We start from the raw sequence: 26,419 nt of genomic DNA on the forward strand, positions 1-26,419 counted from the left end.
CAACTATTTTACCATGGTGAAAGAATACATCAGAAGATGTTCGGGGCAAAGGTAATAAGTATACATATAAATGCCGCCTTAAAATGCCTTTAAAGTGAAAAACCGTTTACTGAATGACTCTAAACCACTTAGTTCCAATCATATAGGTCATCTTCTCCACGCCAAGTTTTTTCAATCCGGCTACGGACCTTGGCGCTGAAGCCGATCAGTTCGATGTTGGGGCGTTCATCTAATATGATTTTAATCGTGCCTTCCTCGTTCAGTAGAACTTCCTGGATAGGCTCTAATAAGGCGAACAGCAAACTCTTGCCATGTTCAGCCAATTGGTTCATCAAGGAATCTTCCAGGTGGAAAAATTCCCGGTTTTTGTAAGAATAGGTTACCCGGACCATAATTTTAGTTTTTCAATAGGACGCTTTATCGCTTAAAAATAACAAAAAAATAAATAACCAAAAAATTTAATACAAATTTATTTGAGTGATTTACAAGCATTTAGCAAAAAGTCGGCAAATGTAGCAAAAATTGTATAGCAATCAACTTGTTACATTATTTTAATCCATATTTTTACCCCTCACAAATTTTATGACGTACTTATGCTTACAACAAGACGATTCTTTACTGCGACCTGCTGCATATTAATTTGTTTGTTCTCCGGATTACAGACTGTATCAGCCCAATTTGGCAGCCAACTGAAATGGACGGAAGATGGCGAAGGCTATTATAAAAATGAAAATGGGAACATCGTTGCTTACCAATTTAAGGATAATCAGAAAATAGCAATCATAGACAAGGAGGCTCTGACTCCCACCGGTGAAAATGAGCCATTGCCTATACGTGATTTTAGTTTTTCCGATGACCATAAAAAACTGTTGATATACACCAATACTAAGAAAGTTTGGCGATATGATACCAGGGGCGATTACTGGGTACTGGATATCGCCAGTAAAAAATTGCATCAACTGGGCAAAGATTTACCGGCTTCCAGTTTGATGTTTGCTAAAATCAGCCCGGACGGTACCAAGGCAGCATATGTTAGCGAAGCCAATATTTACATGGAAGACCTGGCCTCCGGCAAGGTTACCGCACTTACCAAGGACGGTAGTAGACATTATATCTACGGTACTTTTGACTGGGTTTACGAAGAAGAATTCGGCTGCCGTGACGGTTTCCGTTGGAGCCCGGATAGCAAATCCATCGCTTTCTGGCACCTAGACGCAAGGGAAACCAAAGATTTCCTGATGATTAATAATACAGATTCTTTATACTCTTTTACCATACCGGTTGAATACCCGATTACCGGCCAGAATCCTTCTGTTTGTAAAATCGGTATAATCGATGTACAAACGAAACGGATCAACTGGATGCAAGTTCCGGGAGATGCTCAACAACATTATATTCCGCGCATGGAATGGATCCCGGGAACACAAGAAATCATCTTGCAACAATTATCCAGGAAACAGAACGAAAGCATATTATACGTTTGCAATACCAAAAACGGTGAAGCAAAACCAATCTACAAGGAACAAGATGAGGCTTGGATAGATGTGAAATCCCGTTGGGACAATGACAATATCGCCGGCTGGGACTGGCTAGACAATGGTAAATCTTTTGTTTGGGTGACTGAAAAAGACGGCTGGAGACATTTATACAAGGTTTCTATCGACGGTAAAAAAGAAGATTTGTTAACTCCCGGCGACTATGACGTGATCGATGTTGCGGCGGTAGATGAAAAAGGCAAACAAATATTTTTCCATGCCTCGCCAAACAATGCCACGCAAAAATATTTATACAAAGTATCCTTAAAAGGTAGCAAAGCACAAATGGTTAGTCCCGAAAATATGCCGGGAACCCATACTTACGTGATTAGCCCAGGCGCCAAATACGCCAGGCATAGTTTTCAAAATCATTACTTCCCAACAAGTGTTGAAACCATTGATTTGAAAAACAACAAGGTAATCGGCCCATCCATTATGGAGAAGTTTGCCAAGGTGACCGCGCCGAGTAACATAGAATTTTTCCAAGTCACGACGGAAGACGGCGTTACCCTGGATGGTTGGATCAACAAACCTAAAGACTTTGATGCTACCAAGAAATATCCCGTTGTATTTTATGTTTACGGCGAGCCCGCTGCTTGCACCGTAACCGATACTTATTACTCAACCCTGAACTTCTTGTACAGGGGCAATTTGCAAGCTGATGGCTATATCTCCATATCGCTGGATAACCGCGGCACCCCTGCGCCTAAAGGCCGCGCTTGGAGAAAAAGCATCTATCGCAATATTGGATATATCAATGCTAGGGATCAAGCCATGGCTACGAAGAAAATTTGTGAATGGCCTTTTATCGATAAAGACAGGATTGCCGTTTGGGGATGGAGCGGTGGCGGTTCCATGACACTAAACCTAATGTTCCAATACCCGCAAATTTATAAAACCGGTATAGCGATCGCAGCAGTTACCAACCTGTTGACTTATGACAATATTTACCAGGAAAGGTATATGGGCTTACCGCAAGAAACGATGAGCGATTATATGAAAGGCTCCCCTATCACCTATGCTAAAAACTTGCAAGGAAACTTATTATTTATACATGGAACGGGTGATGATAATGTTCACTATGCCAATGCGGAAATGCTGATCAATGAACTGGTAAAACACAATAAGCAATTCCAGATGATGAGTTACCCGAACAGGACGCACAGCATCAATGAAGGACCGGGCACCTCTGCGCATTTATCACAATTATACACCAACTATCTCCGTTCGCATCTTGAGCCGGGAGGAAAATAGAATTATTTATATAAAGAATATTTTGCAAGGAAGGCCGCATGGTCTTCCTTGCCTTTTTATTTGAAAAGCATCCAGGACAAAAAAGCAAAGAAATCATTGTTGTCCGATTAAAATTGATTCAAGTTTTGCTGTATTCCTTGCCAGTTATGGAATACCAGCTAAGGATGATATGTTCCACGTACGGGGTAGCTCCCCCAAGAAAACAAGAATGCTCCGCACTGTTGATAGCGAACGAAAGCCTGGTGAAACAGTAGTACAAACGCTCCATCGGGCGATCAAATTGGCGGCCGTAATGGCCAATTTGTGCCCTTTTTTGGTGCTTTTTTGGGCAAGCAAAAAAGTACAAGAAACGGGCAGATGGGCATTGAGTCGAACCTTTAACGGAGATCGTTGTTCTTCCACATTGAAAATTTAGTCGGACAACAATGTAAAGAAATAAAAAACCAGGAATCTAAAATTTGATTACGGTGAATAGCGCGGAACATTCCCTGTTCCATGCAATTACATTCAAATAGTTTTAAAGGAAAATACCTGTAAATCGATTAACTTTGGCCACTCGAAACATATTAAATAGCAGCAAGATGGATAAAAGCAAAATCGCGACAATACTAGGTGGAATTTTAGTGATAATCTCTGCATTTTTACCTTGGCTAACAATAGAAAGCATCCATACTACTATTACAGGATTACATTCACCGGGCACCAGCTTCGGGGAACCGGGTAAGTTGAACATTGCCTTGGCGATCGTGATGATCATTTTAGCATTCATCAAGCAAAATATCCCGACAAAAATAAACCTGTTCGTCGGCGGATTTTTATTCGCTTGGACTTTCCGGAATTTCTTAATGTATTCCCGTTGCGAAATGGGGGAATGCCCTCACCGCGAAATCGGCTTGTTTCTTTCAATTATCGCAGCGGCCATCGCCATGGCGGGTATTCTATTTACCAAGACCATTCCATCAAAAAGCGAGGGATAAAGCATAACTGGCAAATAAGACTAGCGCCCCGATAAAAATATTTCTAGCTAAAATGGGAATTATCTTTGACTTCGTCAAGCTGGACTTGGTAAATGCAAACCAAGTAATGGCCACTACACAAAGTATTATACTATAGCTTGAAGCGGAGTTGAAGTTTTCATCCATGAAGTAAGGAGCCATCGGGACTAAACCTCCGGCCATGAAAAATATGCCGGTAAAAAAAGCGCTTCTCAATGCATGCCATAGGCTATAATCGGCCAAGGTGACCCTTTCATCAACCAGTACCTGTTGCCATTTCTGTTCATCCTTCTGCATTTCCGATGCGATATGATCAATCGTTTGGTTGTTAATATCAAGATTCTCCAACTTTTCCTTCTCCCCGGTAGTCAACAACCCATCATCTTCCGAACCTTTATTAGCGCGGTACATCGCGATCGCGATAATAATCGTGGCGATCAATAAAAAGGTCAAGTTAATATTATAAAAAGATTGCACGGTAAGTTCTTTACCGTGCAATAGTTGCGTTAAAAACAAGAAAAGTAATAAGCCATCAGGGAAACCGATAAAGAAATCAGTTTTCCAACCGCTGCTTCGTATGGCCTTCCTAGGTCTACTTGTCATAAATTATTTAATCAAGAATTTTCAAACTATTGCCGATGATAGCAACGCAATCTTTTATTTGATCCGCGGTAATAATTAATGGCGGTGCAAAGCGAATTTTGTCACCATGCGTCGGTTTCGCCAAAAGCCCTTGTTCTTTCAGTTCCATGCATAAATCCCACGCAGCTTCCTTGTTGGCATGATCGATCACGATGGCATTCAATAAGCCTTTACCTCGAACTAAAGAAATATACTTGGAGTTCAGTTCTTCCAAACCTTTCCTCAATAAAATCCCCATCTCGTATGCATTTTCGGCCATTCTACCCGTTTTCAGAACTTCTAATGACTTCATTGCCACGGCGCAGGCTAATGGATTTCCGCCATAAGTGGATCCATGTTCCCCCGGTTTAATGGTCAACATGATTTCATCATCAGCCAAAACGGCTGCGATCGGCAATGTTCCGCCAGACAATGCCTTCCCAAGGATCAATATATCAGGCCTTACAGACTCGTAATCACAATACAGCATCTTACCTGTACGGGCAAGGCCGGATTGAATTTCATCTGCAATCATGAGCACGTTAGCATCGGAACAATATTGTCTTACTTTAGCAAGATACCCGTCATCTGGCACCACTACGCCTGCCTCGCCCTGGATGGGCTCTACCAGGAAACCGGCTACATTTTTATCCTGCAAGGCTTTTTCCAACGCCGGTAAATCATTGTACGGAATTATTTCATACCCTTCCATATAGGGCCCGAAATTAGCTTTGGCAACCGGGTCGGTGCTGAAGGATATAACGTTCAAAGTTCTACCGTGAAAATTGTTCTCACATACTATTATTTTCGCTTTATCAGCAGGGATACCTTTTACCTCGTAAGCCCATTTGCGGCACAATTTCAGGGCGGTTTCCACACCCTCTACCCCTGTATTCATCGGTAATACCTTATCATAGCCGAAATATTGCGTAATATATTGTGCATATTCACCTAACAGGTCACTATGAAAGGCGCGCGATGTCAAGGTAAGCTTGCTGGCTTGGTTAATCAAGGCTTTTATGATTTCCGGATGACAATGCCCCTGGTTAACAGCAGAATATCCCGAAAGGAAATCATAATACCGCTTCCCGTCCACATCCCAAACGAAAACGCCCTCCCCTTTATCTAGTACAACCGGCAAAGGATGGTAATTATGCGCTCCGTATAAATCTTCTAAGGATAAATAATGTTGCGTTTTCTTGCTCGCTGTATAACTTGGTACCATATTTAAAATTATTTTATATCATCAAATCGCGGATGGATCGTCCATTGGCGCCGGGTGGAAATACGTGGCCGGGTTAATCTATTACAAACATCGGGATGGAATTTCTCATTGGCTATCAATCAAATGTACGGAATTACCTCCAAATAGCCCGCTTGCGTTTACTCAAACGGGCCAGGTATTATTTCTCTAATGTATTGAAGACATCAAGGTATTCCTGCATGGCAGCTTCCTTGGATTTCCCTTTCAGGGCTACCCAAGCATTATATTTGGCTTTCCCGACGATATCGAAAGGATTGGAAGGAGGATCGATATTCACATCCCCGTCCGTGGCCTGTTTATATAATGAATATAACTTTAATAACGTATTATTATCAGGTCTTTTCGTAAGTTTTTTACTCTCTGCTACCGCTGCTTCAAATTGTTGTTGTAAATCCATGTATCAAAATTTTGATAAAAGTAAAAAAAGCCGCCCAAATAACCATTCATAAAGAAAAGAATACTAAAATTTTGAATACCTTTGCGCCTTGAAAGAGGCCGGGAAAAACCAAAAACCTCGTTGTCCCGGTATTAATATTTTTTATGAAGAATATCAGGAACTTTTGCATCATCGCGCATATTGATCACGGGAAAAGCACCTTGGCCGATCGCTTGTTGGAACATACCAAAACCATTAACGAACGTCAAATGCAAGCCCAAGTGCTGGACGATATGGATCTCGAAAGGGAGAAAGGTATCACCATCAAGAGCCATGCTATCCAGATGGATTATGAGCTAAACGGGGAAAAATATACCCTTAACCTGATCGATACCCCCGGTCACGTTGACTTCTCATACGAAGTTTCCCGCGCATTGGCAGCTTGCGAGGGCGCCCTCCTATTAGTGGACGCTGCCCAGGGCATCCAGGCTCAAACTATTTCGAACCTTTATTTAGCTTTAGATAACGACTTGGAAATCATACCGGTAATTAACAAGATCGATATGGATGGCGCTATGATCGAAGTTGTAAAGGATCAAATTATCGAACTGATCGGTGTAAAAGAAGAAGAAATCCTGTTAGCCTCCGGTAAAACAGGGATCGGTATCGAGGAGATTCTTCAAGCAATTGTAGCCCGCATCCCGGCGCCTAAAGGTGAACCCGATGCGCCGTTACAAGCCTTGATTTTCGATAGCGTTTTCAACTCCTTCCGCGGAATTATCGCCTATTTCCGTGTATTTAACGGGAAGATCAAGAAAGGTGATAAAGTGCGCTTCGTTAACACCGGCGAAGATTACGAGGCAGATGAAGTGGGAATCCTCAAGTTAGGCTTACAGGCCAGGAGCGAAGTCAATACTGGCGATGTGGGATATATCATTACCGGTATCAAAAACGCCAAGGAAGTGAAAGTAGGTGATACGATTACCTTGTCACAAAATCCTTGTAAAGTAGCCATCCAAGGTTTCGAAGAGGTGAAACCGATGGTATTTGCCGGGATTTTCCCAGTTGTAACAGAAGATTTTGAAGAATTGAGGGACTGTATGGATAAGTTACAACTGAACGATGCTTCCCTGACATTCGAAACCGAAACTTCGCAAGCCCTCGGCTTCGGTTTCCGTTGCGGGTTCCTAGGGATGCTGCACATGGAAATCATCCAGGAGCGCCTGGAACGTGAATTTAAACAAACTGTAATCACTACCGTTCCGAACGTAAGCTTCATCGCTTACACCACGAGGGATGAAAAAGTGATCGTTAATAACCCTTCCGAAATGCCGGACCCGAGCAAGATCGACCGCATCGAGGAACCCTTTATCCGCGCTCAAATTATCACCAGCCCGGACTATATCGGTAATATCATGACGCTCTGCCTTGGTAAAAGAGGGATGTTGATCAATCAAAGCTACCTCACACCTACCCGCGTAGAACTCATCTTTGAAATGCCGCTGGCCGAAATCGTATTTGATTTCTATGACAAGCTCAAATCTTCTACAAGGGGTTATGCCTCTTTCGATTACCATCCTTTAGATTATAGGATATCTGATATCGTGAGAATGGATATACTGTTGAACGGCGATAAGGTGGATGCCCTCAGCGCCCTTATTCACCGCAGCCGGGCGGAAGATTTCGGTCGCAAGCTATGCCTGAAACTGAAGGAATTATTGCCACGTCAACAATTCATGATTGCCATACAGGCAGCAGTAGGTTCTAAAATCATTGCCCGCGAAACGATCAGCGCGATGAGGAAAGACGTTACCGCTAAGTGTTATGGTGGTGATATTTCCCGTAAACGTAAATTATTGGAGAAGCAGAAAGAAGGTAAAAAACGGATGCGCCAGATCGGCAACGTAGAAGTTCCGCAGGAAGCATTCCTCGCCGTGTTGAAGCTGAACGATTAAGACTTATTTCGTTAAATCTATTATAGAAGATGGTATAGCAATATACCATCTTTTTTTGTGCCCTGAACCGGGAAACAATACTCCCCACTTCACCTGAACAAGCCTAACTAAAAATAGTTTTAAAACTATTTTACTAATACCGCACCTGCTTATCATCATTAGGGGTCTATATAATTAGTCGTAGTCAATATTCAAAATAAATCGCCTAACTACGCATTTAATGATCGAGTAAAGAAGGTAGCGTTTGTAGAATTAAAATAATGGCAACCAATAAATGTACAGATCAGAAAGTAGTTGTTAAATCAAACTCTTATCACAGATAATAGTTGTCCATGCGATTACTTTTCATTTATTATCAAAAAAAGCTACCATTCCTGGTAGCTTTCTTCATATTTTGAATATTATTCTTTCTATGTAATTTGTAATAAATTACGCCAACTGCCCCTGTTCCTTGCGAACAAAAACAGGTTGAATCAGCGCGTAAGCAACGAATAGCAAACCGCTGTAAAACACATCCCCCATCAAAGAATTGAGGAAGAAGCTGCCGAAAATATCATTTTTATAGAATGGAATACCCGAAACATAGCACTGGATCAATCCATCCATCGACTTCGCATACATATTAGTAGTGAGCCAAGTTCCAAAATTGGTTACCAGGAAGAATATCAACCCGGCGCCGATGGCAGCACCAAAAATTTTCAAAGCGCCCGGCTGCTTCAAACGGGTAGCCAACCAGGTAGTAAATATGAAAGCGCCGTAAGTAAACAGCATTTGCCAACCATAAAACCCTTGAACATTTGTAAACAATTGCAAGAATAAATCACTTAAAAACAATGCCAGTATCGGAACAATGTATGCATACTTTTTATCCTCGAAAACAACCCCACCGAACAAAGCGCAAGCACCGATCGCGGTAAAGTTCCAAATTTCCAAATGGTTCGTAATGATCCTTCCCAATGAAACAAGGAAAATCAAACCCGTCACTAAAAGAATTTTAGATAAGGTATCTTTTTTCATATTAAACTTTCTTTTATCTAATAACCCAAATGTACATCATTTTGCGCAGCCATCCAGAACTATCCCCTCAAAATTCCTTGAAACTGCCAAAATCTAAATCCACAGCCAAATTCAATTTCCCTTCCCAATTTCAGTGCAATCCCCCAAATCCGGTACAATCCGCGTACATACAGCAATGCCGGTTAAACCAGCGGCACGGAAGCTTTGTAGATTATAACAGTCTCTGCCCCTGTACAATCAATCTTGTAAGATTGATCAAAGCCAATGAACACGGAATGTCCTTTCGAGAGCGATAACTCCCCTGCCTTGCCGGCGCTAGCCTGACCTTGAATAGAAATCAGGATCTCTGCTGCCGTACTTGTATGTTTGTATGTTTCCCCGGGCTGCAACTCGATCCGGCTTACGACGAAATCCGGGGCCGGGCTCTCATAAATTGCTTCCTTTGTGGCGGTGACAACCGGGTTTAACACTTCCGGGTGTACCGGCTCGAAACGCGTATGCTTCAGTAATTCAGGTACATCGATATGCTTGGGAGTCAATCCACCGCGCAGTACATTATCTGAATTAGCCATCAATTCTACATTCTGGCCTTCCAGGTAAGCATGCGGGATGCCGGCATCTTGAAATACGGCCTGACCCGGCTGTACAAACATGATATTGAAAAAGTAAATGGAAAAAATCCCCCTATCTAGGCGATCTTTACTTTGCGGGTCATTAACTACCGCCCTCGCAGCCCAAAATGCAGGGTCTTTCTTGTCTAACTTGTTATCTTTATATAAAGGAACAATCCTGTCAACCAGCGCTTGCAACTTTTTATTTACACTATCTTGCGGCAATTCCATCACGTGTTTATAGAGGGCATAATAACCTTCTTTTTCGAAGACCGGGCTAAGATCAGCAAATTCCGGCACCGATTGTAAAACGGATTTCAATTTTGCTTCCGGCAAGAAGCCATGTAATAAATAAAAAGGGCTTAATGCCACCATGATTTCAGGTTTATGGTTGGCATCCTTATAATTCCTGTACGGCGCATCCAGCGGGATACCGGCTTCATTTTCCCTGGCAAAACCTTTTTCTGCTTCCGACTTAGTGGGATGTACCTGTATGGACAACATTTCTTTTACATCCAAGATTTTAAAGAGATATGGCAGCTCTGCAAATTTCTCCCAGGTAGCTTTCCCCAAAATATTTTCCGGCGCTGATTCGATCAATGATTTCAAATCCATATTTCCCTGTGGCCGTTCAATAACTGAAGGTGCGCTTCGGTGCGCGCCCATCCAATATTCCGCTGCCGGTTCCCCGGTTGCTGGTTGACCTAATAACGCGGGAATATATTCAAACCCACCCCAAGCATAATGTTGGATTTTTCCATTCAGTTGGTACATGCAAGATCCTGTTGAACCCATTGTCATAATCAGCGATTTTTGGTATAACTTTAAAAAGAGGTTGTAAAAATAGCTAAATACATAACATTGTGCTAGATATTGGTAAAAAAGGGGAAGAAATCGCGTTGGAATACTTGTTATCCAAGGGTAACTATTCTTTCATTGCAAAAAATTGGCGCAAAGGCCGTTACGAAATAGATATAATAGTGGAAAGTTCGGGAACCATCATTTTCGTAGAAGTAAAAACCAGGGGTAATAATTTATTCGGCCCGCCCGAGCTCGCTTACGATCACCGTAAACAAGAACATATTTTCAAAGCGGCGGAAAGATACTTGGAAACGGAGGCTAAAAACCTGGCAGCAATCCGGTTCGACTTAATTGCTATCATATTAAACAAGCACGGTGTACAGGAAATCATGCACTTCGAAGATATTTATTGCTAAAAATAATGGTTATTTAACCGGTGCTATTATAGAATTTACTTTTCTGTTCAGACTTCCAACGATCCAGCTTCCGGATCAGTTTACCGGCCTGTTTCTTTTCCAAGGGCACGATCGGGATGATCTTTTCCTTCGAATACAATTCAAATCGCAAGCCCCCCTCTTTACTGATAAAAACTTTACTTTTCTTCTGCTGTGTTACTATAAATAAAATGCCGTCCATATAAGTGGCTTCCAGGAAAAAATCCAGTGGAATTTCCACCCTTTTCACAAAAAAATGTTCCCGGCTTTTACATTTAAAAATTGCTGACAATGTGCCATCAGAGCTTACGATAAAAGGTTGCACAATCATGTCCCTAAGTTCTATCGAACCGGGCATCAATGTAGCTTTGATCGCATCATTTAAAATGTCAGCAAAAGCAAGGTGCTGCTTGGGGGGAATCTTCACATTCGCATTCGTCAAGCAAGCATATGCCAATTGCATGCAAGAAGATTGAGTTAATCTGGTCATCTCGAACGTTTTTGTACTGTAACGGTTGCCGAAATGCAAGGATCTTTGCATCATCGAATGCCATACTGCTAAAAAAATACCCGGTGCAAATTGATTATAATCATCGCATCACTACATATACGAGCCTTGATCAGCAAATATTTACTTCATTCCAGGGAAGATCTTGGATGCAATAGCTAAATACTACGATACTAAAATTTTAATCAGCGTATTACTTACAAGCACGGGTTTCAATAAAGTATGGATTTAATGCAATTTCAGTCGTCGGAATCGCGGTGATTCCCTTAATAAAGTTTCTTAAATTCTTCAATTATAACAATACCTATTAAGGGGTACATTCTCACTAGATTCCAATCTCCGAACGGGTTTTCAAAAAAATGATTTATTGTTAATGATCCTTACGAAATACAATATAAGATTTTAATTTGAAAAAACACTCAAGTAAGTGTTATAACACGTGCTTTATCCATTCCTGGATAAATTGTTTCGCTTCTTGCCTAGTAGCGTCATCCTCGTTAAAGATTTCATGGTACTTACCGGCAAACACATGCATCATGCCGATTCCCGGTTTCAAGTTCTGGTAGAACCTCCTCGCACCATCGGGATTCACCAGGTAATCATCCCCGGCCACTAATAGCAAGCAAGGGATATTAACGCGGTTTGCCGCGTGAATAGATTTCAATCCTTCTTCTACCATGAAATTGACAAGTGCAGGGCTAACTTTATCATGATTCAGCGGATCAGATTTTAACTGTTCAACGACGGCGTCAACATGGCTTACTTTATCTAATGCCAACCCGTGCGGAACTTTCAAATGCGGGTTAATAAACAGTGAAACTTTAACTGCAAGTTTTTGCCAAGCGGCCATTTTAGGAATCAAGCCGGGCGAAGACAAGATCATCGCGGCGGGAGAAATATAACCAGCCGTTACAGCGCTCGCAACAACTGCACCACCCATGCTATGACCCAAAACTAAAGGGGGGATCGAAATTCCGCGCTGCTCCAATTCCTGTTTATATGTATTAAAAACTAGTTGTAAATCTTCCACGAGGCTCATCTTCCCGGGAATATCTCCCCTTGCGCCACCCGATGTGCCAAATCCCCGCTGGTCGTAAAGCCGGACTTCTATACCCAGTTCCAGGAACCAACCGGCCACATGATCATACCTACGGGAATGCTCCCCAACACCGTGCACGATAATTATCCCGGCTTTCAATGGAAGCATATCCGCTACCTTCCACGTATAGACTTGAAGATTAACACCGCCCGGGGCCATAATTTGTGAAAGAACAGGCTGATCAATTATATGCATAACATATGGTTTGGAATTGAATACGGAACAATGCGATCTTTTTCGTTAACGAATCAATAAGAAAAATATCTTTCCATTTATTGACCAATTTATATTCCAATCTGGAAAAGTCCTTGTAAAATATTTCTTAAATTTTTAAGCCACTACTCCTTTAGTGCCTGCTAGCTTGATAACTATATAGTAAAATGTCAAGCTTTCTCTAAATATAAAAAAAACATCATAAATAGTGATTTATGATTAGCTAATGAATATTTAACATATTATAAAATATTAATATCCTAAAACAGCCCTCTTAGGGTCATTTTACCACTTAAATTGATGCGAAATAGTGATTATTAACCATATGCACTCTAGTAGTTATTTTGTAAATCAGCCATGGTAGCGATTTTTAAATTTTTTTTTATCCATTAACGAACGCTTCACAAACTGTAAATAAAATTTGTATGATCTTTATTGCGGGTTAACAAAAACAATGGATGAAACTGCCGCGCCTTGATTCTTCTCGGGGCGGCTTTTTTTATTTAGGCTACGCTATATTTCCTTCATAAATAAGCGGAAAATATAACTTAATTCATACACTATAAAAGCTATCACCAGGGTAGCATGAAACTTCTTATTATCAACTTTCATTGCCACCAAGCAAAGCAAAAAATGTGAAATATTCCGTACCGGGTATTCAATAGTGTAATTACGAAAATAATCCCAGCCCTTGATCAGCGTATCCACAAAATCGGCCAAAAAAGTAATCGATAATAATAAGAAAAACCATTTTTTGCGCGAGTAAAAATAAGATTCATATCCACCGGGGTAATCGTTTAAATCATCCGGATATAACAGTGACGCCAACACGTAAAACTGCATGATGAACAGCACGATAAAAAGGTACTGCGTAAAGTACCATTCCTTGATATTACTCAAGCGCAATTCCCACCACCAAAAATGCAACAGCATCAGGAAAATATAGAATACCCATGCTAAATGTATCCAGTACGGCTTTAGCCTGCCGGGATGCTGGATAAAACGGACACTACCTTTTAATAATAAGGCCATGCTCAAACTGAGTATCATGGCCATCACGGTTTTCACGTGGCTATACACATCCATTTGATAGAATTTTATACATTTACAGGATCAAGAAAATTCCGGTTTACCCGGTAAAATCAATTTTAAGAACATCCTATGAGTAGAATTGTTGCATTTTTAAGAGCCATTAATGTCGGTGGTCGGAATATTAAAATGGCTGAACTGAAAACGATATTTGAAACCTTACCGGTACAACAGGTGCAGACTTATATTCAGAGTGGCAATGTGATGTTCGATATAGCTGCTTCCAAGAAGAAAAATTTTCATACCAAGATCGAAAACCTCCTGGAAGAGCAACTCGGTTACCCCGTAATCACGATTTTGAAGGATCTAGCGCAAATGCAACATATCATTGAACAGAACCCATTTCCGGATCGCAACCCGGACACTCATCAATTGTACGTAATGATGTTAGCCCAAATTCCCAATGCTAAACAGCGTGAAGCTATAGCTGCCATCAGCAGCGAGGTAGATACTTACGTTTTCCTCGACGATATATTATATATCCGGTGTGAACGAAATAAGGATAAAAGTTTATTTACAAATATGCTCGTGGAAAAAATACTTAAAATTGATGGCACAACCCGTAACTGGAACACGGTAATGAAAATCGCTAGCTTACTATCGAAAGGCTAAAGCATATACCATAAAAGTGAACAGGGCGACAAAAATACATTTGAAAACACCCTGTTCTTGCAATATATCAACTCCCGCGCACAGGCACTATCAACTTTTAGCTTTCTATACCTTCTGCTTCCCCCGCAATTTTTAATCGTATGGATTTTTTATGTTTTTTCTTTCTCCTGCCCCACCAAATATAAAAGCCGGTTACAGGTAGCGATGCACAAACGAGACTCGCGAAAAAAGCAATGATCTTACCGGTTAACCCTGCTATTGCGCCCACGTGAATATCATAATTCATGCGGCTTAACTTATCCGCAAAACCGGATTCCTGGTAACTCCTTTTGTAAATCCCGCCTCCTACTAACTCTTGTAATGAATATTGATCAAAAAAGCGGATATCTCGTTTATAATAGGTATCGCCCGAGGGATTATAGTAAACCGTAATAGGTTCTTTTGCCGTTGACGGGTACGTGATCTGTATATTTCCTTCATCCATCACACCTTTGCTTCCATGGTATTCTTTCATCAAGCGCAGGTAAATCCTGTCTTGCGGGGAGCGGGCACCCGGTTCCCCTACTTTAGCACTTGCCAATAATGTAGTATCAGAGCCGGGTACAGTATACTTTTCGTATCGTTGTCCGCCGGAAGTTACAAAGTAAGCGGAGCTTTCAAACCATTCAAAGCCCCAAACAAGGCCGGTCAGCGCTAATATCAACCCAATCAGCAGGACATAAAAGCCCAAAACATTATGCAAATCATAATTCAAGCGTTTGAAGTTAGCTTTCCAACGAACTTTGAAACTCTTATCCCTATTGGTCTTATTCCATTTTTTCGGCCACCACATTATTAAACCGGTAATCATTAAAACAACGAAGACCAATATGGACCAAGCTACCAGTGGTTGGCCAATTTTAGGTGGTAAAAACAAATAATAATGTCCGGATAGCACAATCCTGAAGAAATCCTTGCTGAGTACCTTTTCTTTTAAGATTTTACCACTATACGGATTCATATAGATCATCGTAAAACCTTGCTTTGGGTCATTATAAGCTACTACGGCAGCTTGCCCCGGATCTCCGAATTGTACTCCGTATAAGCTCACGGTAGCTGTATCAGAATGATATTTATATTTCCGGGCTAAAGGTTCGATCTGTGAAGGCAATAAGAATGGCTGATCTTGCGGCGATACGTATTGATACGGTTCCGTAACATTCCTGATCTCCCGCTCGAATGCGTATAAACAACCCGTGATGCTCACCACGAAAACCACGATACCGCTAATTAAACCCAACCATAAGTGTAGCCAGTCATTAATCTTCCGGAATAATGACTTCCCTTTCTTTTTCCGTGGATTTTGGATTTTATGCGTTCCCTTCCTCAGTGTGAACAATTTCATATGGCTGCTTCCTTAGATCTTTGACAAAAAACCTGGCAACAAAATATTTTACCCGGTTCCAGCCTTCCCATATTATAAAATATTTTCAAATATTGTGACCCGACAAACAGGATTCAAAGTTATTGGCCCACGATTATTTAGCGATCTCCTATCGGGAATTTCGTTTACGCAAAACGGAAAAATGATTTTTTCTTAAATTATAATCAATTTCTATGGCAAATTGTTATTAAATGGCATTCAAACCTGTATTATGTCTTTATTATTCAGTGAATTAACCATTAAAGAAGTTACTTTTCGAAACCGGATCGCGGTTTCACCGATGTGCATGTATTCTGCCAAAGAAGGATATGCCAACCAATGGCACTTGGTACACTTGGGAAGCAGGGCTGTTGGCGGCGCCGGGCTCGTAATATTCGAGGCGACCGCCGTCTCCCCGGAAGGGCGCATTTCCATCGGTGACCTGGGGATTTGGGATGATGATCATATCGAAGATTTACAGGAGATCGTAACATTCATCCATGAACAGGGAGCCGTAGCGGGTATCCAGTTGGCCCATGCCGGCAGAAAAGGTGGCTTTGACATCCCGTTTAACGGGCCGAAAATATTGGATCTAAAAGATGGTGGCTGGCAAACCGTTGCGCCGAGTCCCTTACCTTTTAACGATCATACGAGTAAACCCAAGGCGCTGGATATAACCGGGATCAAAAAAATAAAAGATGATTTTGCCGCGGCGACCAAACGGGCAATGGCGGCAGGTTTTAAGGTCATAGAAATCCATGCCGCGCATGGTTACCTATTACATGAATTTCTCTCTCCCCTTTCTAATATCCGGAACGATGAATATGGCGGCAACTTGGAAAACAGGTGCCGTTTACTTCTGGAGATCGTGGAGGCGGTAAGAACTGAATGGCCTAGTTATTACCCCTTATTTGTTAGGATTTCAGCTACCGATTGGGTAGATGAAGGTTGGAGCATCGCGGATTCCATCTACTTGTCACGACAATTGAAAAATGCCGGTGTAGATTTGATCGATGTTTCTTCTGGCGCCAATGTTCCGAATGCAAAAATTCCTATTGAGCCACTTTACCAAGTTCCATTGGCAGCAGCTATCAAGGAGAAAACGGGGATACTTACCGGCGCGGTAGGGTTGATTACTACCCCGGCTGAAGCAGAAAGTATTATAGTTGAAGGCAAAGCCGATATGGTTATGTTGGCCAGGCAATTACTGCGAGATCCGTACTTCCCATTAAGGGCGGCTGCCGTGTTGGGAGCGGATGTTAAGTGGCCGGTGCAGTATGAGAGGGCTGCTATACATAGGGGTTGAGGGGGATATGAGGGTTAATTTCGTTGAAGTCTTATCTCGATATTCCTCCTTTCTTACAACACTTTTAACCCTACAAAAAACTGTTTTGGTTATTCATTATACACCGACAAAATTGAGCTAAGAAAATCCTGCTCTTGTCAAGAGCAACTTTTGTCATTAGCTAATTTAAGCCTAAGCCCTTCGCTAAGTTTCGTAGCTCATGATTTTAAACATTCCTTCCCAGTTTAATATTCTATTGTCGTTTCTACTTGTTGTTTCAGTTGTCTTGATATAATAAGACCAATGAAAAAACCGCTAAGAAGCCCGCCAATATGAGCTGCATTGTCAATACCACCCGTAAATCCCATAAGTAAGTTAACACCGACAAATACAAGGGTACTTGTTACAAATGCTTTTCCCATACCTGGTGGAAATATTTTCAAAAGTAAGCACGCTAAAAATAAACCATAAAGCCCGAATATAGCCCCAGAAGCGCCAACGCTTATAGTTGCATCGTACCACCAAATACTTGCAACGCTGGCTAAAAGCCCTGTTATCAAGTATACCAAAGCATATTTCATTTTGCCTAAAAGTGGTTCTAGAAAAATGCCAACAAACATAAGCCCGTACATATTCGCTAAAATGTGCATTAATCCACCATGAAGGAATATACTTGTTAATAAACGCCACCATTGGCCACCGGTTGTTAATGGCCCAAAATTAGCCCCCCAATTTAATAAGTCAGAACCTTTGAATGACACCAAACCTAGTCCAGCGAAAACCATAAGGGTATAAACCAAAAGATTCAAAATAATAATGATTGGCGTTATATAATATCCCGGCTTGGGGATAAAAAATTCAAGTGTATCCTTTATAGTAGTATCCTTAGCAATTCTCCCGCTTTTGAATTTTTTCAATTCTCTCTCTTCAAATTTTGAGAATAGTAAAAAGATGAAATATGCTAAAAAACCAATTCCTAATGTTCCAAAAACCCAAGGAAGTTTACTCCCGTTTCTTGCTTCAAAAGGCTCTGCTTTTGCTTCAAAAATGATATTATCATCGATTGAGCCTTGCCTTATTTTTTTTAAAGCATTATTAAATTCATCATGGTCATCTGTATTCCCGATTACTTCCAAGTAAGTGAATTTTCCAAAGTCAGTTTCGTTAAATTTCTTTTGCGATTCTTCTGCAAATACCCTGTATTCTTCGTCCTTTTCCTGGTCTGAAAGACTATTACCAATTTTTTTATAATATTTTTTGCCTAGCCAAAATTTGTTATCGAATTTCGCTGTATCACTTTCGCTTTCCAAAATAGGCATTATAATATAGATGAGTAAATTAAAATCTTCGTTGTGTCTACCAGTCACGGAAGCGGTACTTTGAACAGCGATATGTTGCTTATCGACGTAATAATCTTTTAGGGAATAATATTTTGTTCTACTATGTTTTGAAATTTGAGCTATATTGTCTAGCGGGGTTATTTTTCCGGTAGCGGTAACTAAATACCCTTGTGCGATTATTGTCGGAAATGCGATGGCCAGGGAAGCTAATAATTGATAAAAGAATGAACCGTTGTCATTATTGAAATGTAACAATTTTATTCTTGGCCTTAACCAAATCAAAATTGGTATCCAAGGAAGTCCAAATGGCAACCAGAAGCTTACAATTTCCTCTTTGATTGGTATTCCTCCCTTGATAAATAACACCCAATGTAATAATGTATAGGTCAAAATAAAACCGGTGGCTATTAGTACAAATGGTTTGTAAATTAGTCGCAGTTTGTCGGCAAGTAAATGCATGATTACCCTATAATAATTTTTATTATTGTGTTACCCTAAAATGGTACTTGAAGTTAAATATTTGTAGGTATGATCACAGTAAAATAAGTTATTTCAAAGTGTCGCCGCTTTCAATTTTACTTATCAACCTATTCAAGTCATAGTGTGCCATCATTATAATAAAAGGCAACCCTTAAATATACACCTTAATTATCCGAATACAAGGGTATTAGCACTTATCCCCCCCCTTAAAAACAAACAGCTATCTTTCATAGCCCCCCAATAGACTTTACCTGGTTCTACGCATAAAAAATCCGTACAATGATCGAGGGCTTGTCTTCCCCGGGGATTCTAAATACGAAATCTAGAAACTGTTAATTTCACCCCTACATGACATCCATCATGATACATCCCAAAAACTCTGACGAACTTTAACGTAGCATTTTGCATCTTAAACCTTTACATCCCTAATGAAAAGCGGAATTATTATCGGTGGCGGAATAGGAGGACTAACCACTGCCATAGCTTTACAACAGAAAGGCATAAACGTAAAAGTATACGAGAGAGCTCCGCGATTGCAGGCTGCCGGGGCTGGTATCAGTCTCGCTAGTAACGCGATCCATGTTTATGCGCTCCTCGGGATCGAGCAGTCTATAATTAGCGGTGGATTCCCGATTCATAGCGCAACTATTAAAGATGAGAAGGACAACACCCTAACTTCCTTGGGTTATGCGAAACTACTAGAGCAGTTTCATTATCCCGCAATTGCCATTCACCGGGCAGTATTGCAGCAAAAATTGTTGGAACATCTTGCCATTCAAGATATCCAAACCGGTAAATGTTTTAAAACGTTTCATCAAACCGGAAACGAAGTTAGCGTAACTTTCGAAGACGGCAGCGCCGCTGCTGCCGATTTTGTCATATTTGCAGATGGTATAAAATCTGCCGGCCGCGGAATTATTCAACCCGGTATTCATCCGCGTTTCGGCGGGCAAACCTGTTGGCGCTTCGTCGTTCCTCACGGCGATACATCAACCGACCGATCAAGGGTGGTCGAAATATGGGGCGATGAAAAAGGCAAACGGGCAGGCTTCGCACCTCTGAACGGAGCAGATATTTACGGTTATATCACTTTATATAAAAAGGATGAAGCCCAATTTAAGAATGGCTTCCAAAAAGATAAATTGCTGGAAATCTGTAAAAACTTCCCGGAATTTTTTAAAGAATTGATCGCGGCAACTCCCGAAGAAAGATTCTTCAAAGATGATCTATGCGACGTAAAGCCATTCCGTGGCTGGAGTAAAGGGAATGCGGCACTGTTGGGCGATGCCGCTCATGCCACCATGCCCAACTTAGGGCAGGGCGCTTGCCAAGCCATTGAAGATGCTTACGTATTAGCGCATTATTTAAGTACAGAAAGTTCTATTACTACAGCATTCAATAAATACGAAAAGATACGTTATCAACGGACTAAATTCATCACGGATACATCTTGGTTCATAAACCAATTGACCAACCAACCTTCGCTTGTAAAGAAAATTTTATTCCTCGGCATGAAGCTTGATTTTAGCGGGCAGGTAGATAGAAAATTGATGAAGATGTTATCGATGAAATACCTGGATCAACTATAAAAAATGCTCCAAATGGAGCACTTTTTATTTATTTAGACCCTAAATATAAATTTTTCATTACCCTGCCAAAATACCGCCATCCAGCGCGAGAATGCTGCCATTACAATAGCTGGAATCTTCAGATGCAAAGAAAATAAATGCTTTCGCCACTTCTTCGGGGCGGCCTAAGCGTTTTATCGGTGTACGCTCAATCCATTGCTCTTTTACATTGGCTTGCAAGTCATTCAACAGCGGTGTTTCAATGTAATACGGGCAAATGGCATTCGCACGGATATTTTGTCCACCGTATTGTACGGCGATATTTTTCGTTAAGCCCAACACGCCATGCTTGGAGGCAGTATATGGAGCCAAACCGGGTTCTGCCAGTAAACCGGCCAAAGAAGCCAGGTTTACAATCACACCGCCGCCCTGTTTGAGGAACTGCTGCAATTCATATTTAACGCAATAAAACTGCCCCGTTAAATTAATATCGATAATCTTCTTCCAAACCTTTTCATCCATATCATGAATCCCGGAATACGGTGCGCCGATACCTGCATTATTCAAAGCGATATCTAATCGACCGAAAGTTTTTACAGTTGTATCTATAGCAGCTTTCACACTTTCAACATCCGATACATCAATAGGAACGAATAAGGATTTACCTCCCAATGCTTTCAGTTCATTCATCGTTGCTTCATGATTAGCGCTGGGCAAATCCGCCACTACTACAGTAGCGCCTTCTTTAGCAGCTTCCAAGGCAGAAGCTTTACCGATTCCTGAATTTGCTCCAGTGATAAACACCACCTTATTTTCCAATTTTTTCATAATAACATTTTTAGTGATTAAAAAAATGTGTTTAACGATTGCAAAATTACATTCATCCCTATTTTAGTATCATGATAACTCTCAAAATCACACATGATCCTAATCAATTCGAGATGCGTTCTATCTCAACAATGCCATGCAGAATTTGTTGAATGGAAAACTGGAATTGTTTACCAGTTAACACTGGAGCATACAAAAATACCGCGCCTGGAAAGGAGCGGCAGTTCTTAACTTAAAAGTATGATAAATGAACAAATGTATGCGTCGAGATTTTACAACCATTGATTAAACAATAATATTGGCTGATTGTTGCAAGATTTTTGAAATATTACCGGGAAATTAAATATCCCGGCCAAATGACCGGGCATTATTATAGCAATCACTATCGTCAAATAGTTATAATATAATATTGAATTACAATGTTTTATACCTGAAGTGGTAATAAGGAAATGCCCCACCGGTAACCGCATCCTCGTAGATAGATTGAATATCGAAGGCTACTATAACGCTACCGTTTTTATATAATAACACGCGTCCACTTACAGGAAGTACCAGGTGCCCGGCGCTCCAGTAATAGTCGTACCAACCTTTTCCATTGGCCAGGGCAGATACAGCGGAGGGAACGCCCGTACCGATAACGCTATTCATGCCGATGGTATTGGCATCCGGTACGTTGGCGGTAGCCCAATCGGCAGCCACAACAGAAGAGAATAACTTATCGATATATTTCAATGAATCGGTACTGGTGATATCACCCGTGGCAATACCGGTAAACTTGATCTCGTAATTAGCAGGAGAACCGGCTTCATTTACGGAGAAACGCCAGTAAAAATTCCCATCTGCCGGTTGACCGGGATCTGTCGAATAGGCTTGTTTAAAATTTTCCACCGTATACACGCTGCCGTCCAGGCTAATGGTACCGGAGGTAACACCGGGACCGCTGATATCTTCCGTAGTTCCATCAGCAATGACGGCCAAAGGAGATACCAGGGATTTACCAGCCACGAGGCTCGCTTCCGCAGCAGGGCTAACAATATCATTATTCTTAGAGCAAGCTGTTATAAACACCATGCCCGCACCAACTGCAAACAATGAAAGTTTGGGTAAACTGTTAAACAAATTTTTCATGATCAAAATAGGGTTTTAATGTAAAAAATAATAGTTGGTACGTACAAACCCGGTAGATTGCTACAATTATGTTGAATTATTCTACTGTAAAACTCGTGTTGCCATCGATATTTACGTATACCTTGTTCGAGCCGGACCAAGACCAGTTCCCGATGAAATCGCTCGTGCGTAACTGGATAAATATACCGTCGGTATCCCAACCACCCAACTCGTAAGTCCCCGCCGGAAAATTATCGGGTACCTTATAAGTCACGGATGTTTCGGTAAAGTTTTCCAACGTAAAAGTCCCGATTTCCTGCTCATTCCAATTCGCATCATATCCAAATAAACGGGCCTCCTTCATGTCAAAGAAACCGGAACCGGAGAAAGTAATCGTCTCCCCTCTTTTTACGGTAATAGGCTCCGTGATATTATCTGCTTTAGGTTTGGCAGAACCGGGATACAAGATGCCGAATATGGCGTTAGAGCTTAGATAAGATACCGTTCCGCTTTCAATCTTCAACGCGTAAGCACCCTCTTTATATGCCGGGTCATTTGGCACTTTCAATTGCACGAAGCGCGAACCGCCTTGTTCCGTAAAATCCCAGGGCAACGAAAGGGCATCTCCAGCTTCATTTTGAAGCCAGAATTTTGTAACGGTCGTATCCTCTATAATATACTTAAGGATGGTATATAACTGGATATTAACGGCACCGCCTTTAGTCGTTGAAAAACCGTTTAGTTCGTATAACTCTATTCCCGGTTGGTTAACAACCAACTTCAAGTAGTAAGTTTTATATTCGTTATTGGCAGCCACTACTTTGAAAGCTGTTCCGGTTTTTAACGCAATTTTTGTCCCCGCGCCGGGCTCAACTACCGCATCTTCGGAAACTTCGATTTCCGTGCTGACGGAATCGGGTATTGCCAGGTAACTGGGCCAATATACCACGATCGAATCTCCTTGAACAGAACCTTGCAAACTTTCTCCACCGGGGGCTACCACGCTGAAGCCCAGTATCCTGTTTAATGAAGACGGCGCGTAAACTGTCTCTTTCTTACAACTACTTGATACAACAAGTATCAAGCATAATAGTCCCAATGGAATTGATAAATATGTATATGCTGATTGCTTCATGCTACTGGGTCTTAACATTAATTTTTGAGAACATCAATTTGAATAGGATTTTGCATGGTTACGACCTGCGCGTAATTATAAACCCTGATTTTATATAGGCCAGTTGCCGTTAACCAATCAAATACGGGATCAATTTCTTGTCCGGGCGCATTAAAGTAGGTAAGGTTCACCCCTATCTTCCTGATATTGGTCGTGTTCATGATAGAAATACCGAGCGGCGTTGATTCCTGCCCTGCTTCATTAACCAATACCACTTTCATCAACTCGTAATTAGAAACGAACCCGATGCCGTTGATATTGAAATTTAATGTTGCGAAAATGTTCTTAAGGTTTAATGTATAAAGCTGCGGCGCTTCGGCATTGGGACTGATCTCTTCTAAAACCAAGGGTTCCTGCTGCACTATAATTACCAGTTTATATCTGCGCGTAGATTCTTCCTTAGCTTGCACATGGTAATATACTGTTGTGTCGCCTTGTATCACTGCCATCAGATCTTCAATTAATAAATTGCCTTCTTCCAAAACAGCGCCCTCGCTAACTGATATTTCAGCTTGCAAAGAAGTGAGTTGTCTATAAGAAGGCAAATAAACTGTTACGGTGCTATCCTGGTCATTGATCGCACCAATGATCGGGTCACCTTGTACATTTACAACCTGGTAAGAAGTCATACGGTTCTGTTCTTCCAAGGGTGCGGGGATCGTTTCCGTTTTCTTACATGCCGTAAAAAACGAAGCGCTAGCGAAAATTATAAGACCAAGAGATAACTTAGTAAAATAGGTCTTCATGAATGTCTAATTTTTATTTTAATGCAGATTGATTAATGAATATCCAGGTTCTTTGACCCATCTTTCTGTATCGCGTAAACAAAGTTGATATAACCCGGGGAATCATCGCGATCCGGGTTATCCGGGCTATTTTTGTATAAACTGCGGATGATCAACTTGGCATAATTTCCCTTGTGTGTTTTCACGATCATTACCCTGGGCAATGAATAAACAACATGCGTCTTCAACTCGTTCCCGGGAAACAAGCTGCCGTAAAAATCATAATATCCCCAACCATCAAACTCAGTTTGAAAATGATCCAGGCCAATATCCCGCGTAATAAACTTATCGTCTAAAACCGGCACAGTTTTTACCGCGTCAAAAGCTTCATTCCATTTGGCAGCGGGAATAGGCAAGGTAGTTGGTTTAAAATTCAACGTATCGTAATATGCCGCATCAAACTGGCGATCTACCACGAGGTAAAGTTTAGCTTTACCGGGACCGCCATAGCCCGGGGAACCAACCGCGGCCCCGTTATTGGGATATACGCTTGAATTATAGATCCCATAGAATACGATATCCCAATTTCCCGTTTGTTTTTGTGAAGCCGGGATCACCTTATTATCTTCCAGGCTATAATACAGGGAAGTTGCATTTCCACCGGAGCTGGCCGATGTATCTGCTACGAGGTTCACTATTTGATACACTCCCGTTGGGATCCCATCGGTGGTACCGGGTACTGCATCATCATTTCCAGTATCATCTTTTGAGCATGAAGTCCAACCGGAAGCTAATAATCCTAGCAGCAGGAAGTAAGTATATTTTTTATCTAACATATTCTACTAATTTGTACAAGCTATTTACTGCGTTTTTAAATCCCTACTACCGTCTTCCTGTACGAAGTAACGGAACGTAAAGTAAGGTGCAGGCCAAAACAGATCAGTCACGACGGGCGGATTTCCCTTATAAACATTCAACAATTCCAGCTTGGCATATTTGCCGGTAGCGGTTTTGAGAACGAAGGTTCTATTCTTAATCGGCACGCAAATATGATTATCCAAGGAATAAAAAAACCAACCATAGCCGTTACCACTATCCCATCCTACACCTGCGATTCCTTGGTTTTCAAACTGATCGCCTGATGGCGCTTCAAGCACCTGGTCATACGGCTTTTCTATGATGAGAATCTTTCCCAGGCCGGGGCCGCCATATCCGGGTGTTCCGGCTATAGCGCCGTTGTTTACGACCACGTAGGAATTATATTCCTTGCTGAAAGCGATATCCCAATCAAGGTTTTTTAAATAGCTTGCAGAATCTGCTGCTGTCTTAACCCAACGTACTTGTTGCGTTTTAAAACTAAACAGGATGGTATAAAAAGGGCGTTGTTCTTTGCCATTTGTATCATCTCCGAGGGACGCAGTGGTATCGCCGGGCAGATCATAAATGACCGTGCTGGTTCCATCTTCCTTCAAATCTTTCGTTTCACTTTTAGAGCAAGCCGCGAAACCAATAGATAACATCATGGTATAAAAAAACATCCGCAGGTAAGTCCGATTCCGATATTTCATATCATTTAATATTGAGAATTGTTTACGGGAAGCAATGAAGATCCGGTTGATTTCCATGCTGCAAAATTGAGGCGAACTATTGACCAGTTTCGGAGAATTAACAACCCGGAAGGGAAAAACACCGCGGCAGATTTTATTTTCCGTTTAGGGTAAAGATTATTCCTGAAAGGGCAAATGACATTAACATGACAGTATTACATTTGGGTCTACTAATTAAATAATTACCCATGGAAAAGAATTTCGTAGCGATTAATTACATACAATGTAATGCGGACTATCAACAAAGATTTGAAGAATTATTTGGCAGCAGGGCCCATGCAATTGATAAAATGCCAGGATTTATTAATATGCATGTATTGAAACCGGTACGGCCCGGGGATGAATACTTGATTGTGAGCTATTGGGAAAACGAGTCTGCATTTAAAGATTGGACCAAGTCGGAAGCCTTTATCGAAGGCCATAAACGCGGTTTTGAAGACTTGGCAAAAGCTAAGGCGGCAGGCCAGCCGGCACCGATGCACAGCGATTTTAAAATTTATCAAGTTATCAGCAATTAAT

The 26,419-nt window shown here is 41.3% G+C and carries 25 protein-coding genes; 8 read left to right on the forward strand and 17 right to left on the reverse strand.

Going from position 1 to position 26,419, the window contains the following annotated elements; translation table 11 throughout:
- Positions 1-128: 128 nt before the first annotated feature.
- Entirely contained in the window at positions 129-392 is a 264-nt protein-coding gene (locus COR50_RS16500; protein ID WP_098195006.1) for a hypothetical protein, read from the reverse strand.
- A gap of 201 nt (positions 393-593) precedes the next feature.
- Here COR50_RS16500 and COR50_RS16505 point away from each other — a divergent pair, with 201 nt between their 5' ends.
- Positions 594-2,789 (forward strand): S9 family peptidase, encoded by a 2,196-nt coding sequence (locus tag COR50_RS16505; protein ID WP_098195007.1) that lies wholly within the window; start codon positions 594-596, stop codon positions 2,787-2,789.
- A gap of 581 nt (positions 2,790-3,370) precedes the next feature.
- Positions 3,371-3,766 carry a hypothetical protein gene (locus COR50_RS16515; RefSeq protein ID WP_098195009.1) on the forward strand — a complete coding sequence of 132 codons (396 nt, stop codon included), beginning with the start codon at positions 3,371-3,373 and terminating at the stop codon, positions 3,764-3,766.
- On the opposite strand, the gene COR50_RS16520 is transcribed toward COR50_RS16515, so the two are convergent.
- From COR50_RS16520 to COR50_RS16530, 3 genes are all read right to left on the reverse strand, one after another.
- A complete protein-coding gene (locus tag COR50_RS16520; RefSeq protein ID WP_098195010.1) occupies positions 3,749-4,387 on the reverse strand; it encodes a VIT1/CCC1 transporter family protein in 639 nt (212 codons plus the stop codon). The two genes, COR50_RS16515 and COR50_RS16520, sit on opposite strands and share 18 nt — an antisense overlap.
- Before the next feature lie 7 nt (positions 4,388-4,394).
- Positions 4,395-5,630 carry an ornithine--oxo-acid transaminase gene (gene rocD / locus COR50_RS16525; protein ID WP_098195011.1) on the reverse strand — a complete coding sequence of 412 codons (1,236 nt, stop codon included), beginning with the start codon at positions 5,628-5,630 and terminating at the stop codon, positions 4,395-4,397.
- 178 nt (positions 5,631-5,808) lie between these two features.
- Positions 5,809-6,066 carry an acyl-CoA-binding protein gene (locus tag COR50_RS16530; RefSeq protein ID WP_098195012.1) on the reverse strand — a complete coding sequence of 86 codons (258 nt, stop codon included), beginning with the start codon at positions 6,064-6,066 and terminating at the stop codon, positions 5,809-5,811.
- Positions 6,067-6,209: 143 nt separating this feature from the next.
- Between COR50_RS16530 and lepA the strand changes: the two genes are divergently transcribed.
- Entirely contained in the window at positions 6,210-8,000 is a 1,791-nt protein-coding gene (gene lepA, locus COR50_RS16535) for a translation elongation factor 4 (RefSeq protein WP_098195013.1), read from the forward strand.
- 429 nt (positions 8,001-8,429) lie between these two features.
- Here the strand turns inward: lepA and COR50_RS16540 are convergent, their stop codons facing one another.
- The gene (locus tag COR50_RS16540) at positions 8,430-9,017 is read right to left on the reverse strand and encodes a DUF6580 family putative transport protein (RefSeq protein ID WP_098195014.1); all 588 of its coding nucleotides are present in this window, start codon (positions 9,015-9,017) and stop codon (positions 8,430-8,432) included.
- A 182-nt stretch (positions 9,018-9,199) separates the two neighbouring features.
- Positions 9,200-10,429, reverse strand: coding sequence for a mannose-6-phosphate isomerase, class I (gene manA / locus COR50_RS16545; RefSeq protein WP_232516200.1), 1,230 nt, complete (start codon positions 10,427-10,429; stop codon positions 9,200-9,202).
- A 62-nt stretch (positions 10,430-10,491) separates the two neighbouring features.
- Between manA and COR50_RS16550 the strand changes: the two genes are divergently transcribed.
- Positions 10,492-10,845: a YraN family protein gene (locus COR50_RS16550; protein WP_198405677.1), complete on the forward strand. Its 354-nt coding sequence runs from the start codon at positions 10,492-10,494 to the stop codon at positions 10,843-10,845.
- A 13-nt stretch (positions 10,846-10,858) separates the two neighbouring features.
- Here COR50_RS16550 and COR50_RS16555 read toward each other — a convergent pair whose 3' ends face one another.
- The 3 genes from COR50_RS16555 to COR50_RS16565 all read right to left on the reverse strand — a co-directional run bounded on the left by COR50_RS16555 (position 10,859) and on the right by COR50_RS16565 (position 13,769).
- Positions 10,859-11,353, reverse strand: coding sequence for a hypothetical protein (locus COR50_RS16555; protein WP_157760926.1), 495 nt, complete (start codon positions 11,351-11,353; stop codon positions 10,859-10,861).
- Between the two features lie 448 nt (positions 11,354-11,801).
- A complete protein-coding gene (locus tag COR50_RS16560) occupies positions 11,802-12,665 on the reverse strand; it encodes an alpha/beta hydrolase (RefSeq protein WP_098195017.1) in 864 nt (287 codons plus the stop codon).
- A gap of 531 nt (positions 12,666-13,196) precedes the next feature.
- Positions 13,197-13,769 carry a hypothetical protein gene (locus COR50_RS16565; RefSeq protein ID WP_098195018.1) on the reverse strand — a complete coding sequence of 191 codons (573 nt, stop codon included), beginning with the start codon at positions 13,767-13,769 and terminating at the stop codon, positions 13,197-13,199.
- A 75-nt stretch (positions 13,770-13,844) separates the two neighbouring features.
- Between COR50_RS16565 and COR50_RS16570 the strand changes: the two genes are divergently transcribed.
- Complete coding sequence (locus COR50_RS16570) at positions 13,845-14,384, forward strand: DUF1697 domain-containing protein (RefSeq protein ID WP_098195019.1); 540 nt, start codon at positions 13,845-13,847, stop codon at positions 14,382-14,384.
- Positions 14,385-14,481: 97 nt separating this feature from the next.
- Here COR50_RS16570 and COR50_RS16575 read toward each other — a convergent pair whose 3' ends face one another.
- Positions 14,482-15,768 (reverse strand): PepSY-associated TM helix domain-containing protein, encoded by a 1,287-nt coding sequence (locus COR50_RS16575; RefSeq protein ID WP_098195020.1) that lies wholly within the window; start codon positions 15,766-15,768, stop codon positions 14,482-14,484.
- Between the two features lie 250 nt (positions 15,769-16,018).
- On the opposite strand from COR50_RS16575, the gene COR50_RS16580 reads away from it, so the two are divergent.
- A complete protein-coding gene (locus COR50_RS16580; RefSeq protein WP_098195021.1) occupies positions 16,019-17,092 on the forward strand; it encodes an NADH:flavin oxidoreductase/NADH oxidase in 1,074 nt (357 codons plus the stop codon).
- A 224-nt stretch (positions 17,093-17,316) separates the two neighbouring features.
- Here COR50_RS16580 and COR50_RS16585 read toward each other — a convergent pair whose 3' ends face one another.
- Positions 17,317-18,870, reverse strand: a complete 1,554-nt coding sequence (locus COR50_RS16585) for a rhomboid family intramembrane serine protease (RefSeq protein WP_098195022.1) — start codon at positions 18,868-18,870, stop codon at positions 17,317-17,319.
- A gap of 449 nt (positions 18,871-19,319) precedes the next feature.
- Between COR50_RS16585 and COR50_RS16590 the strand changes: the two genes are divergently transcribed.
- The gene (locus COR50_RS16590) at positions 19,320-20,480 is read left to right on the forward strand and encodes an FAD-dependent monooxygenase (RefSeq protein WP_098195023.1); all 1,161 of its coding nucleotides are present in this window, start codon (positions 19,320-19,322) and stop codon (positions 20,478-20,480) included.
- A 57-nt stretch (positions 20,481-20,537) separates the two neighbouring features.
- Here COR50_RS16590 and COR50_RS16595 read toward each other — a convergent pair whose 3' ends face one another.
- The 6 genes from COR50_RS16595 to COR50_RS16620 all read right to left on the reverse strand — a co-directional run bounded on the left by COR50_RS16595 (position 20,538) and on the right by COR50_RS16620 (position 25,861).
- A complete protein-coding gene (locus tag COR50_RS16595) occupies positions 20,538-21,287 on the reverse strand; it encodes an SDR family NAD(P)-dependent oxidoreductase (RefSeq protein ID WP_098195024.1) in 750 nt (249 codons plus the stop codon).
- A 414-nt stretch (positions 21,288-21,701) separates the two neighbouring features.
- Positions 21,702-22,415, reverse strand: coding sequence for a hypothetical protein (locus COR50_RS16600; protein WP_098195025.1), 714 nt, complete (start codon positions 22,413-22,415; stop codon positions 21,702-21,704).
- 76 nt (positions 22,416-22,491) lie between these two features.
- Positions 22,492-23,529 (reverse strand): hypothetical protein, encoded by a 1,038-nt coding sequence (locus COR50_RS16605; RefSeq protein ID WP_157760928.1) that lies wholly within the window; start codon positions 23,527-23,529, stop codon positions 22,492-22,494.
- Positions 23,530-23,546: 17 nt separating this feature from the next.
- Positions 23,547-24,314: a hypothetical protein gene (locus COR50_RS16610; protein WP_098195027.1), complete on the reverse strand. Its 768-nt coding sequence runs from the start codon at positions 24,312-24,314 to the stop codon at positions 23,547-23,549.
- Between the two features lie 32 nt (positions 24,315-24,346).
- The gene (locus tag COR50_RS16615; RefSeq protein ID WP_098195028.1) at positions 24,347-25,129 is read right to left on the reverse strand and encodes an HmuY family protein; all 783 of its coding nucleotides are present in this window, start codon (positions 25,127-25,129) and stop codon (positions 24,347-24,349) included.
- A gap of 24 nt (positions 25,130-25,153) precedes the next feature.
- On the reverse strand, positions 25,154-25,861 hold the full coding sequence (locus COR50_RS16620) for an HmuY family protein (protein ID WP_098196288.1): 708 nt from the start codon (positions 25,859-25,861) through the stop codon (positions 25,154-25,156).
- Positions 25,862-26,088: 227 nt separating this feature from the next.
- Here COR50_RS16620 and COR50_RS16625 point away from each other — a divergent pair, with 227 nt between their 5' ends.
- Positions 26,089-26,418, forward strand: a complete 330-nt coding sequence (locus tag COR50_RS16625; RefSeq protein WP_098195029.1) for an antibiotic biosynthesis monooxygenase family protein — start codon at positions 26,089-26,091, stop codon at positions 26,416-26,418.
- Position 26,419 lies beyond the last annotated feature (1 nt).

It is taken from the genome of Chitinophaga caeni (genome assembly GCF_002557795.1).
GTDB classification, from domain to species: Bacteria; Bacteroidota; Bacteroidia; order Chitinophagales; family Chitinophagaceae; genus Chitinophaga; species Chitinophaga caeni.